Consider the following 14,878-nt stretch of genomic DNA (forward strand, 5'->3'; position numbering starts at 1 on the left):
CCCGCCGGCCCACGCGCACCGAGACGCTGACCGTGCAGGGCAGCACCGACGGAAACGCCTTCAGCACCCTGTCCGCCTCGGCGGGGCGGGTCTTCGACCCGTCCCGGTCCAACGCGGTGACCATCGGCTTCCCGGCCGCGACCATCGGCTACCTGCGGGTGAGCGTCACCTCCAACACCGGCTGGCAGGCCGCACAGATATCCGAGCTCGAGGTGTACTCCGCCGACGGCAGCGGCGATCCGGGAGACCCGGGCGACCCGGGTACTCCGCCGCCCGTCGGCGTGAACCTGGCCAGGGGCAAGCCCATCGAAGCCTCCTCCACCACCCAGTCGTTCATCGCGGCCAACGCCAACGACGACAGCGTCACCAGCTACTGGGAGGCGGGCGGCCAGCAGTCCACGCTGACGGTGAAGCTCGGCTCCAACGCCGACGTCACCGGGATCGTCCTCAAGCTCAACCCCGACCCCGTCTGGTCCCACCGCACCCAGAGCTTCGAGGTCCTGGGCCGCGAGCAGTCGGCGAGCGGGTTCACCTCGCTGAAGGCCCGCGCCGACTACGCCTTCAGCCCGGCCGGCAACCAGAACACCGTGACCGTCCCCGTCACCGGCCGGCTCGCCGAGGTCCAGCTGAAGTTCTCGGGCAATACCGGGGCGGGCGGCGGCCAGGCCGCCGAGTTCCAGGTCATCGGCGCCGCCGCGCCGAACCCGGACCTGACCGTCACGGACCTCTCCTGGTCCCCCTCCGCCCCGTCCGAGAGCGACGCCGTCACCGTGGGCGTCACCGTGCGCAACACCGGTACGGCCGCCTCCGCCGCGACCGCCGTGGCCGTCAGCCTGGAGGGCGCGGCCGCGGGCACCGCCCCGGTCGGCGCCCTCGCCGCCGGCGCCTCGGTAACCGTCCCGGTCTCCGTCGGCAAGCGCCCGATGGGCAGCTACACGGTCTCGGCCGTCGTCGACCCGGCCGGCACCGTCCCCGAGCAGGACGACACCGACAACAGCCGCACCGCCGCCGCGAAGCTCGTCGTCGGCCAGGCCCCCGGTCCCGACCTGGAAGCCCTCTCCATCACCACGAGCCCGGCCAACCCCGCCGTCGGGGCTCCGGTCTCCTTCACCGTGGCCGTACGCAACCGGGGCACCACCGCCGTGAGCGCGGGTACCGTCACCCGGCTGGTCGCGGGCGCCACCACCCTGAACGGCCCCACCCCGGCGATCGCCGCCGGCGAGAGCGTCAACGTGGCGGTCAACGGGACCTGGACGGCGGTCAGCGGCGGGGCCACGCTCACCGCCACCGCCGACGGGACCGCCCTCGTCGCCGAAACCAACGAGAACAACAACAGCTACTCCCGGGCCGTGGTCGTGGGCCGGGGGGCGGCGGTCCCGTACACCGAGTACGAGGCGGAGGCCGGCGTTCACACCGGCACGCTGCTGCAGACCGACGCCAAGCGCACCTTCGGGCACACCAACTTCGCCACCGAGTCCTCGGGCCGCGAGTCGGTCCGCCTCAACTCGACAGGCCAGTACGTGCAGTTCACCTCGACGGGTGCGGCCAACTCGATCGTGGTGCGCAACTCCGTCCCCGACGCCCCGAACGGGGGCGGCGCGGACGCCACCATCAGCCTCTACGTCAACGGCAGTTTCGCCCAGAAACTCAATCTGTCCTCCAAGTACAGCTGGCTGTACGGCAGTACGGACAGCCCGGAGGGCCTGACCAACACCCCGGGCGGAGACGCCCGCCGTCTCTTCGACGAGTCCCACGCCCTGCTCGCCCGGAGCTACCCGGCAGGCACCACCTTCCGCCTCCAGCGCGACGCGGGCGACACCGCCTCGTACTACGTCATCGACCTGGAGCAGGTGGCCCCGCCGGCGGCCAAGCCGGCCGAGTGCACCTCGATCACCGACTACGGCGCGATCCCGAACGACGGCATCGACGACGCGGCCGCCATCCAGCGGGCGGTGACGGCGGACCAGAACGGTCAGATCGCCTGCGTCTGGATCCCGCAGGGCCAGTGGCGCCAGGAGCAGAAGATCCTCACCGACGACCCGCTGAACCGGGGCCAGTTCAACCATGTGGGCATCAGCAACGTCTCCATCCGCGGTGCGGGCATGTGGTACTCGCAGCTCTACACGCTGACCGCGCCGCAGAACGCGGGAGGCATCAACCACCCGCACGAGGGCAACTTCGGCTTCGACATCGACGACAACACGCAGATCTCCGACATCGCCGTCTTCGGCTCGGGAACCATCCGGGGCGGCGACGGCAACGCCGAGGGCGGAGTGGGCCTGAACGGCCGCTTCGGAAAGAACACCAAGATCGCCAACGTGTGGATCGAGCACGCCAACGTCGGCGTCTGGGTCGGCCGCGACTACGACAACATCCCGGCCCTGTGGGGTCCCGGCGACGGCGTCGAGTTCACCGGCATGCGGATCCGCGACACCTACGCCGACGGCATCAACTTCGCCAACGGCACGCGTAACTCGACCGTCTTCAACTCCTCCTTCCGCACGACCGGTGACGACGCGCTGGCGGTGTGGTCCAGCAAGTACGTGAAGGACCAGTCGGTCGACATCGGGCACGACAACCACTTCCGCAACAACACCATCCAGCTTCCGTGGCGGGCCAACGGCATCGCGGTCTACGGCGGTTACGGCAACACCATCGAGAACAACCTGATCCACGACACCATGAGCTACCCCGGCATCATGCTGGCGACCGACCACGACCCGCTGCCCTTCTCCGGGCAGACCCTGATCGCGGGCAACGGCCTCTTCCGCACCGGCGGCGCCTTCTGGGGCGAGGCCCAGGAGTTCGGGGCGATCACGCTCTTCGCGGCCAACCAGCCCATCCCGGGCGTCACCATCCGGGACACCGACATCCACGACTCGACCTACGACGGGATCCAGTTCAAGACCGGCGGCGGCGCGGTACCCGACGCGAAGGTCACGAACGTGCGCATCGACAAGTCCAACAACGGGGCCGGGATCCGCGCCCACGGCGGGGCGCGCGGCAGCGCGACCCTGTCGGACGTCACCATCACGGGCTCGGCCGACGGGAACATCCTGGTCGAACCCGGATCGCAGTTCGTGGTCAACGGCGGCTAATGAAAGAGCGGTTCACCGCTTGCCGAGCTTGACCCACCTCGCCGTGCCGGGAACGCCCTTCGCGTCGAGGAGGAACAGCATGTAGTAGCCGGGCGGGGCGTCGGCCGAGGTGGCCGGCGCCCGCAGCCCGATCGTGCGCCCGTGGACGCCGGTCATCCGCAGCTCCAGATGGCGCTGGCTGGTGTTCACCGCATGGGTGACCGTGGTCGGCGCCAGCAGCACGGCGCGCCGTACGCCGGCGGCCGTCGAGCTTTCGACGGAGAACTCCGCGCCGTGGGCGATCTCGCCCGCCGGAACCCGGTCGAGGACCGGCCGGGCGCCCCGGTGCAGGTAGCCGGGCTCGTAGATCTCGATGGAGCCGTCCATATCGTCTTTGATGTCGGGGTCGTTGGCGATCTGCTGCAGCTCGTCCCCGGTGACCATGACCCGGCCGTCCGGCAGCACCAGGGCATTGGAGTGGTAGCCCCGGGGCAGCCGCTGGGCCGGCCCCAGCCGCCACCGCCCGTCGGCACCCCGCAGTTCGGTCTGGCGGTACTTGAGATCGGCCTTCGGATTGAACGGCCCGTAGCCGTAATCCCGGGTGTCCAGGGCTCCGTTGACGGTCAGCAGCGTGCCGTCGGGCATGATCAGCGTGTCGTCCTGGGTCCGCCCGAAGGCGCGCGGCTTCTCCGTGGTCCAGGTCCCGCCCGCCCCGCCCGACAGCCGGTAGGTGTTCGGATCGCGCGGGTCCCCGCCGAGCACGAGCACCGAGTCCGGGCCCCGCAGTCCGGCCGGGAGCGGCACGGCGGACCCGTAGCCCCGGAAGTCGGCGGGCCGTCTGGGCAGGTCCGTACGGGTCTCCGCGCGCGGGTCGAAGAGCCACTGCTGGTCGGCGTCGCGGCCCAGGCCGTAGATCATGCCGTCCCGCAGTGAGAACAGGTGCGGGTAGTCGTTGCGGAACGGCGCGTCCGACCGCAGCCGCTGCGAGGCGATGTCCAACGGGATGTCGAACGGCCGCCAGGGCACCGGCCGCCCGAGCGCGGGGAACCGCTCCACCGCCGGGGTGGGCGTCCCCGTACCGCGCTCGGACTGGCCGGACATGATGATCTGCCGGCCGTCCGCGCCGGTCACCACCGAGGGGTACCAGCGGCCCACGGCCATGTCGCGGTTGCGGTACCAGCCCTCGGTCCACGGGTCGAAGACGAAGGACAGCTTCGCGCCGCTGCCGCCCTTGCCGCCCGTATTGCCGCCGAAGACCCCCAGCATCCCGTTGGGGAGGAAGGAGTGCCCGGCGCAGAAGAACGGCGCCGGCCGCGGCGCGTGCGTACCGTCGGGCATCAGCACGATGGGCGGCGTGACCTTCTTGAACGCCCGCGCCCCGGTCCCCTTCGCCGGGTCCCACAGGTACGCGCGGCCCGCGTTCGTCGGGCCGATCCGGTCCGTGGGACCGGTCTCCTTGGTGGGATCGGTCTCCACCCGGGAGAAGGAGAAGAGCAGCACCTTGCCGGTGGGCAGCTGGGCGACGTGCACGCCGAAGTCGGGAGAGGGGAAGTAGTAGGTGAACCGGCCCGAAACCGCCGCGGTGAAAGCTGAGTTGGCCTCGCGCTGCGAGGCGGCGAGCGTCGCCAGGCTCGAGGTGCGCCGCGACTGCGGATACTCCCCGGCACCCTTCGCGGCTCGGCCCAGCTCGGCGTGGGCCCGCGCGTGGTCGGCGCCGATGACGGCGGCCTCGGCCTTCTGGCTCCCGCCGTCCGCGTCGTGCCCGAAGGCACCGGCGCCGGCAGGCGTGGTGGAGAGGACCAGGGCGGAGACGATCGCGGCGGCGGACGACACGGCGGACCGTTGCAGGCGGCGCATGGGACTCCTCGACGCAGGCGGTTCCCGCGAGGCGTTCATCATAGGAAATGTCCGGATGGCTGCCCCGGTGTGACGCGGTCGGCGCCCCGCCCATGAGCCATTCGGCCGCTCCGTTCGCACTGCCCGAACGTTTCTGCAGTGAATGGGCCCGGCCATCGGAGTGAGGTCGCGCATCCGTTCACGGGTCAGCTCCCCACGGACCGCTTCCATGGCCGGGTGATCAAAACACTGCGCACCGCGCTCGGCGCCGCCGCCGTGACGGGCAGCCTCCTCGCCCTTCTGCCCGCCTCCGTCGCCGGGGCCGCCGCCGGCCCCGCCACCGTCGTCGCACCATCGGACAAGGTGACCGTGGACGTCGCCACGGTCAACGGCTCGGGTTGCCGCCCGGGCAGCGCCGCCGTCGCCGTGGCCGAGGACAACTCGGCCTTCACCGTCACCTACAGCGAGTACCTGGCCGCCGCCGGCGGCAACACCTCCCCGACCGACAGCCGCAAGAACTGCCTGCTCTCCCTGCTCGTACACGTCCCACAGGGGTTCACCTACGCCGTGGCCCAGGTCGACTACCGGGGCTTCGGCAGCCTCCAGGAGGGGGCGATCGGCACCCAGAAGGCCAGCTACTACTTCCAGGGCATGAAGCAGACCGAGTACCGCACCCACAGGTTCCACGGAGCGCTCGACGACAACTGGCAGGCGTCCGACATCACGGACATCGAGGCCCTCGTCTTCGCCCCCTGCGGCGAACTGCGCAACTTCAACATCAATACGGAACTGCGCGCCGAGGTCGGCACCTCGGACACGTCGAAGACCAGCTACATGGCGCTCGACTCGACGGACGGCAGCATCAACAGCGTCTACCACTTCTCCTGGAAGAGGTGCCCGGTCCGCTGAACCGGCCCGGCGCCCCACAGGCGGCGGGCGGCCGGGCGCGGCTCCCCCTCAGGAGTTCCCTCGCGCGGCCGCCTGCCGCTGCCGCTTGCCCAGCGGCGCCAGCGAGAGGTCCTGGGCCTGCGAAGTGAGCCGCTTGAAGCCGTACCCGCGCTCCGTCAGCCACGCCTCCGCCGCCAGCTCGGCATGGGCGGTCGCGTCGAGGATGTCCTCCTCGGCCTCGCCCTCGGCCAGGAAGCGGAAGGTGAAGAAGGGCCGGGCGGCCACGTCGTACGTGAGGTGCCCCTCGGGGGTGAACGTCGCGTTCAGCATGTCGTGCTGCGCCGCCTCCGCGAGGAGCCCGGCGCGCTGCTCGTCGGTGAGGCCGTCGAAGGACCCCCGGACGGTGATGCGGAAGACGCGGTTGCTCATCCGGTCAGCCTAGGCCGCGCACCTCGTCCCCCGCACCGGGATTTCCGACGGCCGGCCACTCGGACGGCCCAACGGCCGCCCGTCGCCGCGGCCCCGTAACCGCGCGGGCCGCGCGGCTCTGACCTGGGTGATCGCGCATTCGCCCGGCATGCCGCGCGAGTTGCCCGCCGCTAGCGTCGGCAGCGTCCGGAGTCCTTGGTGATTCCGCGAGGGGGGTCCGCCATCCGCCTGTGCGAGAGGCCGAGCCGATGCTGAAGGACGCTCCGATAGCCCCGATAGCCAGCCTGCTCCGTGTGGAGAAGGGTGTGGCCGCCCCCGAGGAACTCGCCGCCATCGCGGTGGTGGTCGCCTGCTTCGCGCGCCGGAACTCCGGTGAAGCGCGACAGGCCCCCGCCGCGAGTGCCCGCCGCCGGCGCCCTCCGCACCACGGCTCCGGCTGCTGGGCGGGCTGCTGGGCCTGCGGCTGACGGGCCCGAGGCCGACGGGCCCCAGGCCGACGGCCGGCCGAAACGCCCCCGCGGGCACCGGGAAACGCCCCTGCGGGCACCCCGAAAACGCCCCTGCCCCCGGCCCGCTTACGGGCCGGCGGCAGGGGGACCATCCGGTGGACAGGCCGGTCAGGCCCGGCGCAGCAGCTCCGACATCACCTCGAACAGCGCGGCCTGCGGATCGGCAGCCGCGCCCTGCGAGCGCCACGCCACGAACCCGTCCGGCCGCACCAGCAGCGCGCCCGCCTCCGTCAGAGCGTGCACCTCGGTCCAGTCGGCGCCCGCCTCCTGCAGCAGATCGGCCCCCGGAGCCGACCCGATCGCATAGGCGTCCAGCTTCACCGACAGCCGTTCGGCCACCCGCCCGGCCGCCGCACTCCACGGCGTGCCCGCGCCGCTGAGCAGCACGAACGAGCGCTCGTACAGGTCCAGCGTGGAGACGCGTTCGCCGTCGGCCCGGGTCAGCCACATGTGCGGTGCGCGGGTGCCGACGTCACCGTGCATCCGCAGCCCTTCGGGGATGATCGGACGGTCCGGGTCGGCGCCCACGACCGCGCCGCGCGGATACGCGTACGCCATCGCCGTCGTCAGGACCCCGCTGCCCGGTCCGCCGCCCATGGTCGGCGGCGGCACGTACCCCGGGTGGCTGTGCTCCGCGGAACGGGCCGAGGCGCGCTCGCTCGTCGCCCGCGCCACCGGAAGCCGCTCGGCCTCGTAGGTGTCGAGGAGCTCGATGCCGGCCGATCCGTCGAGGACCGCCGCGATCTTCCAGGCCAGGTTGTGCGCGTCCTGGATGCCGGTGTTGGAGCCGAACGCCCCGGTGGGGGACATCTCGTGGGCCGCGTCCCCGGCCAGGAACACCCGCCCGGACGAGTACCGCTCCGCGACCCGTTCGGCCGCGTGCCAAGGAGCCTTGCCGCCGATCTCCACGTCCAGGTCCGGCACGCCGATCGCGGCACGGATCTGCGCGACGCAGCGCTCCTCGGTGAAGTCCTCCAGGGTCTCGCCCCGGTCCGGGTGCCACGGTGCGTGGAAGACCCACTGGGTGTCGTTGTCCACCGGCAGCAGCGCCCCGTCCGCGCCCGGCTTCATCAGGTAGCAGACGATGAAGCGCAGGTCACCCAGCACCTCGACGAGCTGCCGCGAGCGGAAGGTGATGCTGACGTTGTGGAACAGCTCGCCGCTGCCCGTCTGGGGGATCCGCAGCTGCTCGCGTACGGGGCTGCGCGGGCCGTCGGCCGCGATCAGGAAGTCGGCGCGCACGGTGAGGTGCTCGCCCGTCTCCCGGTCCTTGACCAGGGCGTTCACTCCGGTGGCGTCCTGGTCGAAGCTCATCAGCTCGGTGGAGAAGCGCACGTCGGCGCCCTGCGCGCGGCTCTGCGTGGCAAGGATCGGCTCGATGTTGTTCTGGCTGCACACGCACCACCCGGTCGGGCTGAACTTGCTCAGCGCACCGGACGGGTCGATGGCCTTGACCAGCCATTTGTGGTCACCGCCCAGCAGCGACTCCGTCTGCAGGATGCCCATGTTGTTCTCCAGCACGGACGCCGCCTGCCGGATCGCGGTTTCCGCCCGCGCCACCCGGAACAGCTCCATGGTCCGGGCGTTGATGCCCCGGCCGCGCGGGTGGTCGGAGGTGCCGGGGTGCTTCTCGACGAGCATGTGTCTGATGCCGTGGCGGCTCAGGAACAGTGAGGTGGACAGACCCACGAGGGAGCCACCCACGACGAGAACCGGTACGCGAACATCTGCGGTGTCTTCCATCAGCTGCGAGCTCCTGATTTCTGTGTGGGGGAGTGGACTCTTTTATGCCCCCGATCGGCAGCCAAGCCCAGGAGATACGCCGGTTGTCACCCGCTTGATCCGGAGATGTAGCGGTACCTCCCCACCCGGATGACGATGAGCGACAGCGGTTCCCCCGAAGACGCCCCGCTGGGTTCGACCCAGACGGCCGCCGGGTCGGGCGGCCACCGCCGATGACGGACCAGGGTCCGTACGCGATGGAACTCCACGCCCTCACGTAGGGCCCTCACGAAGGAGTGAGCAGATGACGACCACCCTGTCCGAACGGGTGTCACAGTCCGCCTTCGACGGCTCCATGCTCCGCGTCGTCCTGCTGATGGACCTCCACGAAGGTGCACAGCAGCGGTTCTTCGAGGCGTACGAGCAATTGCGCCACGACATCGCGTCGGAACCCGGACATATCAGCGACCAGCTCTGCCAGTCCTTCGAGAACCCCTCGCAGTGGCTCATCACCAGCGAGTGGGAGAGCGCCCCGCAGTACCTCGCCTGGGTCAACAGCGAGCACCACGCCGAGCAGGTGCGCCCGCTCGGAGCCTGCGCCCGTGCCATGCGCCCGCTGAAGTACACCGTCCTGCGCGAGACCGGCCGCGCCTACCAGGACGCGCAGCGGCCCACGGGCGCCCGGCTGCAGGCAGCGCCCCGGCTCGGCGCCGGCATCGTCCGCCACGCCCTGACCTTCACGGTCAAGCCCGGCAGCGAGAAGGACGTCGCCGCCATCCTCTCCAGCTACGCCTCCCCGACGGCCGACGTCGACGGCCACACACGGCTCTGCCGGACGTCGCTGTTCATGCACGGCAACCGCGTCGTGCGTACGGTGGAGGTCCGCGGCGACCTGACGGCGGCGCTGCGGCACGTATCCGAACAGCCCGAGGTGCGCGCCGTCGAAGAGGCCATCAACCCGTACCTGGAACAGGACCGCGACCTCGGCGACCCCGAATCCGCCCGGATGTTCTTCATGCGGGCCGCCCTCCCCGCCGTCCACCACATCGCCGCCCGCGAAGCCGGCGCCGCGGACCGCTCCGACGTACGCAGGCACGCGCTGTTCTACCCGGCCAGGCCCGGCTGCGGGCCGGCGCTGGCCCGGTTCCTGGCCGGGCAGGACGAGGCCGCGGCCCACCGCGCCGACACCGCCACGGTCAGCAGCAGCATCTTCCAGCGCGACGACACCGTCGTACGCCTCATCGACGTGCGCAGCCCGCACGGCGACGGACTGGAGACCGCCTTCGGGGTGCGCGGACCGCGCAAGGCGGCCGTCCTCGCCCGCCTGATGGTCCCTTCCGAAGACGGCGCCGCCGCGTCCGCGGTCCGCCACACCATGAGCCTGATCACCGACCGCCGCGCCCCCGCCGAGAGCTGACCTCAGCCACCCGCGACGACTCGCGGCGGCGCGGGCCGGCCACCGGCCCACCGCCCCGGACCCCCCACCCACCAGCCCCGTCCAGGCTCCCCACCGCCAGGAGGAACCCCCGCCATGACCAGACAACGCCCACCGCACATCGTGGACCTCAGCGAGACGCAGCCCAACACCAGGCGCGGCGGCGACCTGAGGGCCGTACTCACTCCGACCTCGGTGGGCTCCACCAGCGGCTTCATGGGCCTGGCGATCATGGCGCCGGGCGAGCACATCGCCGAGCACTACCACCCGTACTCCGAGGAGTTCGTGTACGTGGTCAGCGGGACGCTGGAGGTCGACCTCGACGGCGAGGCCCACCCCCTCCGCACCGACCAGGGACTCCTCGTCCCCCTGAACGTGCGCCACCGGTTCCGCAACGTCGGCGACACCGAGGCCCGGATGGTCTTCCACCTCGGACCGCTCGCCCCGCGCCCCGAACTCGGCCACGTCGACACGGAGGAAGCCGTCCACCCGGAGGGCTCCGCCTGGGAGCGGCCCCCGGACCGCACGGGGGTGGTGTCATGACCCGCCGTCGGGTGGCCGTCACCGGGGTCGGCGTCGTCGCCCCCGGCGGCATCGGCGCCGCCGCCTTCTGGGACCTGTTGTCCAACGGCCGCACGGCGACGCGCGGCATCACCCTCTTCGACCCGACCGGCTTCCGCTCCCGGATAGCCGCGGAGGTCGACTTCGACCCCGCCGAGCACGGCCTCGACGCCGAGGAGGCGGCCCGCGCGGACCGGTACATCCAGTTCGCCCTGGTCGCCGCCGGCGAAGCGGTACGCGACGCGGGTCTCGACCTCACCACCGACGAGGCCTGGCGCACCGGAGTCTCCCTCGGCACCGCCGTGGGCGGCACCACCCGCCTGGAGCACGACTACGTCGCCGTCAGCCAGTCGGGTGCCTGGTGGGACGTGGACCACCGGCTCGCCGGACGCCACCTGCACCGGGCCTTCACCCCGGCCACCCTGGCTTCCGCCGTGGCGGAGAAGACGGGAGCACGCGGGCCGGTCCAGACCGTCTCCACCGGATGCACCTCCGGACTCGACGCCATCGGGTACGCCGTCCACTCCATCGCCGAGGGCCGGATGGACGTGTGCATCGCCGGCGCCTCGGACTCACCCGTCTCACCGATCACCGTGGCCTGCTTCGACGCCATCAAGGCCACCTCGCCGAACAACGACGACCCCGCCCACGCGTCCCGGCCCTTCGACGCCGACCGCGACGGCTTCGTCCTCGGCGAGGGCGGTGCCGTCCTCGTCCTGGAAGAGCTGGAACACGCCCGCGCCCGCGGTGCGACCGTCTACTGCGAGATCGGCGGCTACGCCACCTTCGGCAACGCCCACCACATGACCGGGCTGACCACCGAGGGCCTGGAGATGGCCCGCGCCATCGAGACCGCCCTCACCCAGGCCCGGATCGGCGCCCACGAGATCGACTACGTCAACGCGCACGGCTCCGGCACCAAGCAGAACGACCGCCACGAGACCGCCGCGGTCAAGCGGGTCCTGGGCGACCACGCCTACAAGACGCCGATGACCTCCATCAAATCCATGGTGGGGCACTCCCTCGGCGCGATCGGGGCGATCGAACTGGCCGCCTGCGTCCTGGCGATGACCCACCAGGTCGTACCGCCGACGGCCAACTACGAGACCCCCGATCCCGAATGCGATCTGGACTACGTCCCGCGCGTCGCCCGCGAGCGGACGCTGCGCAGCGTGCTCTCCGTCGGCAGCGGCTTCGGCGGCTTCCAGTCCGCGGTCGTCATGACCCGGCACGGGGAGCCCAGGAAGTCCAAGGGGCCGAAGAAGTCCAAGGGGCCGAAGGAGTCCAAGGGGTCCAAGGGGTCCAAGGGGTCCAAGGGGTCCAGGGAATCCAGGGAATCCAAGGAGGAGGTGGTCTCGTGAGCGGCCGTACGGTCATCACGGGCATCGGGGTCGTCGCGCCCAACGGCATCGGCGCCGACGCCTTCTGGAAGGCGACCCAGGCGGGCACCGCCGTACTGGGCCGGGTCACCCGGCAGGGCTGCGAGCACCTCCCGCTGCGCGTCGCGGGCGAGGTACGGGGCTTCGATCCGGCCTCGATGGTCGAAGAGCGCTATCTCGTCCAGACCGACCGCTACACCCACCACGCCCTCGCCGCGGCCGACCTCGCCCTGGAGGACGCCCGGCTCGGCCGGGCCGACTACGAGAACGACCCCTTCTCGGTCGGCGTGGTCACCGCGGCCGGGTCCGGCGGCGGCGAATTCGGCCAGCGCGAGCTGCAACACCTGTGGGAGCAAGGACCGCGCTTTGTCGGCCCCTACCAGTCGATCGCCTGGTTCTACGCGGCCAGCACCGGCCAGATCTCCATCCGCCGGGGCCTCAAGGGCCCGTGCGGGGTCGTGGCCGCCGACGAGGCGGGCGGGCTCGACGCCTTCGCGCACGCCGCCCGGGCGATCCGCCAGGGCAGCCGGGCCATGCTCGTCGGAGCCACCGAGGCGCCCCTGGCCCCGTACTCCATCGTCTGCCAGCTCGGCTACGAAGCGCTGAGCACGCACGACGATCCGGAGCGGGCCTACCGGCCGTTCACCGAGAAGGCCTGCGGCTACGTACCCGCCGAGGGCGGCGCGATGTTCCTGGTCGAGGACGAGCAGGAGGCCCTGCGCCGCGGCGCGTCCGTCCGGGCCGTCCTGGCCGGGCACGCCGCGACCTTCACCGGACCGCACCGCCCCGAGACGGCCGAGAAGGCCGGCGAAGGGCTGGCCCACGCGATCCGGGGCGCCCTGCGGGACGCCGGCTGCGCCCCCGAAGAGGTCGACGTGGTCTTCGCCGACGCGCTCGGCACCCCGCAGGCCGACCGGGCCGAGGCGGCCGCGCTCCTCTCCGCCCTCGGGCCGCACGGCCGCAAGGTACCGGTGACCGCCCCCAAGACGGGTACGGGCAGGGCCTATTGCGCGGCCCCCGTCCTCGACACCGCAGCCGCGGTCCTCGCCCTGGAGCACGGCATCGTCCCGCCCACGCCGAACGTCTTCGACGTGTGCCACGACCTCGACGTGGTGACGGGCACCGCCCGCACCGCGGAGCTGCGCACCGCGCTCGTCCTGAGCCGGGGCCTCATGGGCTCCAACGCCGCGCTCGTCCTCCGTATCCCCTCCTAGAGACAGAAGGAGCCGCTCATGTCCGAACGACTGACCGTCGAGGAGCTGGCCGCTCTGATGAAGTCCGGCGCCGGCATCACCGTCGACCCGGCCGACATGAAGAGCCGTCCGGACTCCCTGTTCGACGACTACGGCCTCGACTCGCTGGGCCTGCTCGGCATCGTGGGCCTGCTGGAGAACCAGCGCGGCCGGGCGCTGCCCACCGACGCGGACCGCTGCAAGACGCCCAAGGAATTCCTCGACCTCGTCAACACCAGCCTGATGACCGGAGCTTGAGATGGCAGGACACACGGAGAACGAGATCACCATCGGCGCGCCGATGGACGTGGTCTGGGAGATGACCAACGATCTCCCCAGCTGGCCCGGGCTCTTCAGCGAGTACGCCTCGCTGGAGATCCTGGAGGAGGACGGGCTCACCACCCGCTTCCGCCTGACCATGCACCCCGACGAGAACGGCACGGTGTGGAGCTGGGTCTCCGAGCGCACCCCCGACCCCGTCACCCGTACCGTCCGCGCCCGCCGCGTCGAGACCGGCCCGTTCGAGCACATGGACATCCACTGGCAGTACTTCGAGGTGCCCGGCGGCACCCGGATGGTGTGGACCCAGGACTTCGCGATGAAGCCGCAGGCGCCCGTGGACGACGCGGGCATGACCGCACGCATCAACCAGAACTCCAAGATCCAGCTGGAACTGATCCGGGACAAGATCGAACAACGCGAACGCGAGAGCCGCACGCCCGCGGTCAGTCGCGTCTGAGACGAAAGGCACCACTTCGGATGCACCGCGCTCTCATCGTCGCCCGCATGGCGCCGCAGTCCGCCCCCGACATCGCCGAGCTCTTCGCGGCCTCGGACGCGGGCGAACTGCCGCACCTCGTCGGCGTCACCCGTCGAAGCCTCTTCCAGTTCGGTGACGTCTACATGCACCTCATCGAATCCGACCGCCCCCCGGGCCCGGCCATCGCCGAGGTGACCGGACACCCGGAGTTCCGCGACCTCAGCGACCGGCTCACGGCCTACATCAGCCCCCACAACCCGGAGACCTGGCGAAGCCCCAAGGACGCGATGGCCCAGGAGTTCTACCGCTGGGAGAGCCCGGGCCGCTCCCGTACGGCCTGACCGTACGAGGCGACCCGCGCGACCGGCAGGCCTCGGGCCCCGCACCCACCTGGTGCGGGGCCCGCCACGGTTTCCCCCGCCACCACGGCCCCCGAACCACCCCCGGGCGCTCACGACCGCCTCCCCGCCACCGCCGCGCAGGCCAGCGCCAGCGGCAGCTCCGCTCCGGCCGCCATGAGCAGCGCCAAAGTCTGCTCGCCGCCGGCCGAGGTCGTGACGTCGAACCAGGCGTCGGCCACCAGCAGCGCCGCCGTCGCCGCCGCCACGGGCACCACCCGGGAGTCCCCCCGGCGCAGCAGCAGCCCCGTCCCCGTGAGCCCCGCCGCCAGCATCACGTCCAGGCCTATCCACGCCGTCGCCCAGTTCGACACCTCGGCGCTCTGCGGCATCGTCTTGGCCAGCACCAGCATCCACGGCACCAGCGCCAGCCCGGCGCCGGTGAGCACCGCGGCCATCCGGGGAGCAGTCCGTGTGATGGTCCGGGCAGCCGGAAGGGCCGACCAACGGGGCTGTGTACGGGGACGGGAGTGCGGGGCGACGAGAGCCATGGCGGAGTCTCCTTCCGCCCGCCGGTCCGTCCGCCGGGCACACCACAAGACTCGCTTCGAGGGCCCCCGGAATCAGTAGCCCCACTGTCCGAACCGAGGGTGGTGCCAGCTACACCCCCGAGCGGGTACCAGGGTGGTGGAATCGCCCTGGCCAGGGCGAT

13 protein-coding genes and 1 pseudogene are annotated in these 14,878 nt (G+C 71.7%); 10 read left to right on the top strand and 4 right to left on the bottom strand.

Features of this window, described 5'->3' with window-relative positions; all coding sequences use genetic code 11:
* Positions 1 to 14 precede the first annotated feature (14 nt).
* Positions 15 to 3,098 (top strand): annotated as a pseudogene (locus J7F03_RS11710) (CARDB domain-containing protein); the annotation flags it as partial.
* A 12-nt stretch (positions 3,099 to 3,110) separates the two neighbouring features.
* Here the strand turns inward: J7F03_RS11710 and J7F03_RS11715 are convergent.
* Positions 3,111 to 4,934 carry a glyoxal oxidase gene (locus tag J7F03_RS11715; protein WP_214948642.1) on the bottom strand — a complete coding sequence of 608 codons (1,824 nt, stop codon included), beginning with the start codon at positions 4,932 to 4,934 and terminating at the stop codon, positions 3,111 to 3,113.
* 216 nt (positions 4,935 to 5,150) lie between these two features.
* Here J7F03_RS11715 and J7F03_RS11720 point away from each other — a divergent pair, with 216 nt between their 5' ends.
* The gene (locus tag J7F03_RS11720) at positions 5,151 to 5,822 is read left to right on the top strand and encodes a DUF4360 domain-containing protein (RefSeq protein ID WP_374104313.1); all 672 of its coding nucleotides are present in this window, start codon (positions 5,151 to 5,153) and stop codon (positions 5,820 to 5,822) included.
* A 48-nt stretch (positions 5,823 to 5,870) separates the two neighbouring features.
* Here J7F03_RS11720 and J7F03_RS11725 read toward each other — a convergent pair whose 3' ends face one another.
* A complete protein-coding gene (locus tag J7F03_RS11725) occupies positions 5,871 to 6,230 on the bottom strand; it encodes a DUF6204 family protein (protein ID WP_214948643.1) in 360 nt (119 codons plus the stop codon).
* 248 nt (positions 6,231 to 6,478) lie between these two features.
* Here J7F03_RS11725 and J7F03_RS11730 point away from each other — a divergent pair, with 248 nt between their 5' ends.
* Positions 6,479 to 6,697, top strand: coding sequence for an acyl-CoA carboxylase epsilon subunit (locus J7F03_RS11730; protein ID WP_214948644.1), 219 nt, complete (start codon positions 6,479 to 6,481; stop codon positions 6,695 to 6,697).
* Positions 6,698 to 6,847: 150 nt separating this feature from the next.
* Here the strand turns inward: J7F03_RS11730 and J7F03_RS11735 are convergent, their stop codons facing one another.
* Positions 6,848 to 8,482, bottom strand: coding sequence for an FAD-dependent monooxygenase (locus J7F03_RS11735; protein ID WP_214948645.1), 1,635 nt, complete (start codon positions 8,480 to 8,482; stop codon positions 6,848 to 6,850).
* Positions 8,483 to 8,765: 283 nt separating this feature from the next.
* Between J7F03_RS11735 and J7F03_RS11740 the strand changes: the two genes are divergently transcribed.
* The 7 genes from J7F03_RS11740 (at position 8,766) to J7F03_RS11770 (ending at position 14,169) form a co-directional block, all read left to right on the top strand.
* Positions 8,766 to 9,878, top strand: coding sequence for a SchA/CurD-like domain-containing protein (locus J7F03_RS11740; RefSeq protein WP_214948646.1), 1,113 nt, complete (start codon positions 8,766 to 8,768; stop codon positions 9,876 to 9,878).
* A 114-nt stretch (positions 9,879 to 9,992) separates the two neighbouring features.
* Positions 9,993 to 10,439: a cupin domain-containing protein gene (locus J7F03_RS11745; protein ID WP_214948647.1), complete on the top strand. Its 447-nt coding sequence runs from the start codon at positions 9,993 to 9,995 to the stop codon at positions 10,437 to 10,439.
* Complete coding sequence (locus J7F03_RS11750) at positions 10,436 to 11,818, top strand: beta-ketoacyl synthase (protein ID WP_285440433.1); 1,383 nt, start codon at positions 10,436 to 10,438, stop codon at positions 11,816 to 11,818. Before J7F03_RS11745 ends, J7F03_RS11750 begins: the two co-directional genes overlap by 4 nt.
* On the top strand, positions 11,815 to 13,050 hold the full coding sequence (locus J7F03_RS11755; protein WP_308379369.1) for a beta-ketoacyl synthase N-terminal-like domain-containing protein: 1,236 nt from the start codon (positions 11,815 to 11,817) through the stop codon (positions 13,048 to 13,050). Before J7F03_RS11750 ends, J7F03_RS11755 begins: the two co-directional genes overlap by 4 nt.
* Before the next feature lie 18 nt (positions 13,051 to 13,068).
* Positions 13,069 to 13,326, top strand: coding sequence for a phosphopantetheine-binding protein (locus J7F03_RS11760; protein ID WP_214948648.1), 258 nt, complete (start codon positions 13,069 to 13,071; stop codon positions 13,324 to 13,326).
* Position 13,327: 1 nt separating this feature from the next.
* The gene (locus tag J7F03_RS11765; protein WP_214948649.1) at positions 13,328 to 13,807 is read left to right on the top strand and encodes an SRPBCC family protein; all 480 of its coding nucleotides are present in this window, start codon (positions 13,328 to 13,330) and stop codon (positions 13,805 to 13,807) included.
* A gap of 20 nt (positions 13,808 to 13,827) precedes the next feature.
* On the top strand, positions 13,828 to 14,169 hold the full coding sequence (locus J7F03_RS11770; RefSeq protein WP_214948650.1) for a TcmI family type II polyketide cyclase: 342 nt from the start codon (positions 13,828 to 13,830) through the stop codon (positions 14,167 to 14,169).
* A gap of 110 nt (positions 14,170 to 14,279) precedes the next feature.
* Here the strand turns inward: J7F03_RS11770 and J7F03_RS11775 are convergent, their stop codons facing one another.
* Positions 14,280 to 14,717, bottom strand: coding sequence for a hypothetical protein (locus J7F03_RS11775; RefSeq protein ID WP_251071761.1), 438 nt, complete (start codon positions 14,715 to 14,717; stop codon positions 14,280 to 14,282).
* Between the last annotated feature and the right edge of the window lie 161 nt (positions 14,718 to 14,878).

This window comes from Streptomyces sp. ISL-43, assembly GCF_018614195.1.
In the GTDB taxonomy this organism is placed as follows: Bacteria; Actinomycetota; Actinomycetes; order Streptomycetales; family Streptomycetaceae; genus Streptomyces.

Bases quoted from the DNA above. Each gene is read 5' to 3' on its own strand.
- J7F03_RS11715 (WP_214948642.1), bottom strand. From the start codon at position 4,934: ATGCGCCGCCTGCAACGGTCCGCCGTGTCGTCCGCCGCCGCGATCGTC.
- J7F03_RS11725 (WP_214948643.1), bottom strand. From the start codon at position 6,230: ATGAGCAACCGCGTCTTCCGCATCACCGTCCGGGGGTCCTTCGACGGC.
- J7F03_RS11730 (WP_214948644.1), top strand. From the start codon at position 6,479: ATGCTGAAGGACGCTCCGATAGCCCCGATAGCCAGCCTGCTCCGTGTG.
- J7F03_RS11735 (WP_214948645.1), bottom strand. From the start codon at position 8,482: ATGGAAGACACCGCAGATGTTCGCGTACCGGTTCTCGTCGTGGGTGGC.
- J7F03_RS11740 (WP_214948646.1), top strand. From the start codon at position 8,766: ATGACGACCACCCTGTCCGAACGGGTGTCACAGTCCGCCTTCGACGGC.
- J7F03_RS11745 (WP_214948647.1), top strand. From the start codon at position 9,993: ATGACCAGACAACGCCCACCGCACATCGTGGACCTCAGCGAGACGCAG.
- J7F03_RS11750 (WP_285440433.1), top strand. From the start codon at position 10,436: ATGACCCGCCGTCGGGTGGCCGTCACCGGGGTCGGCGTCGTCGCCCCC.
- J7F03_RS11760 (WP_214948648.1), top strand. From the start codon at position 13,069: ATGTCCGAACGACTGACCGTCGAGGAGCTGGCCGCTCTGATGAAGTCC.
- J7F03_RS11765 (WP_214948649.1), top strand. From the start codon at position 13,328: ATGGCAGGACACACGGAGAACGAGATCACCATCGGCGCGCCGATGGAC.
- J7F03_RS11770 (WP_214948650.1), top strand. From the start codon at position 13,828: ATGCACCGCGCTCTCATCGTCGCCCGCATGGCGCCGCAGTCCGCCCCC.
- J7F03_RS11775 (WP_251071761.1), bottom strand. From the start codon at position 14,717: ATGGCTCTCGTCGCCCCGCACTCCCGTCCCCGTACACAGCCCCGTTGG.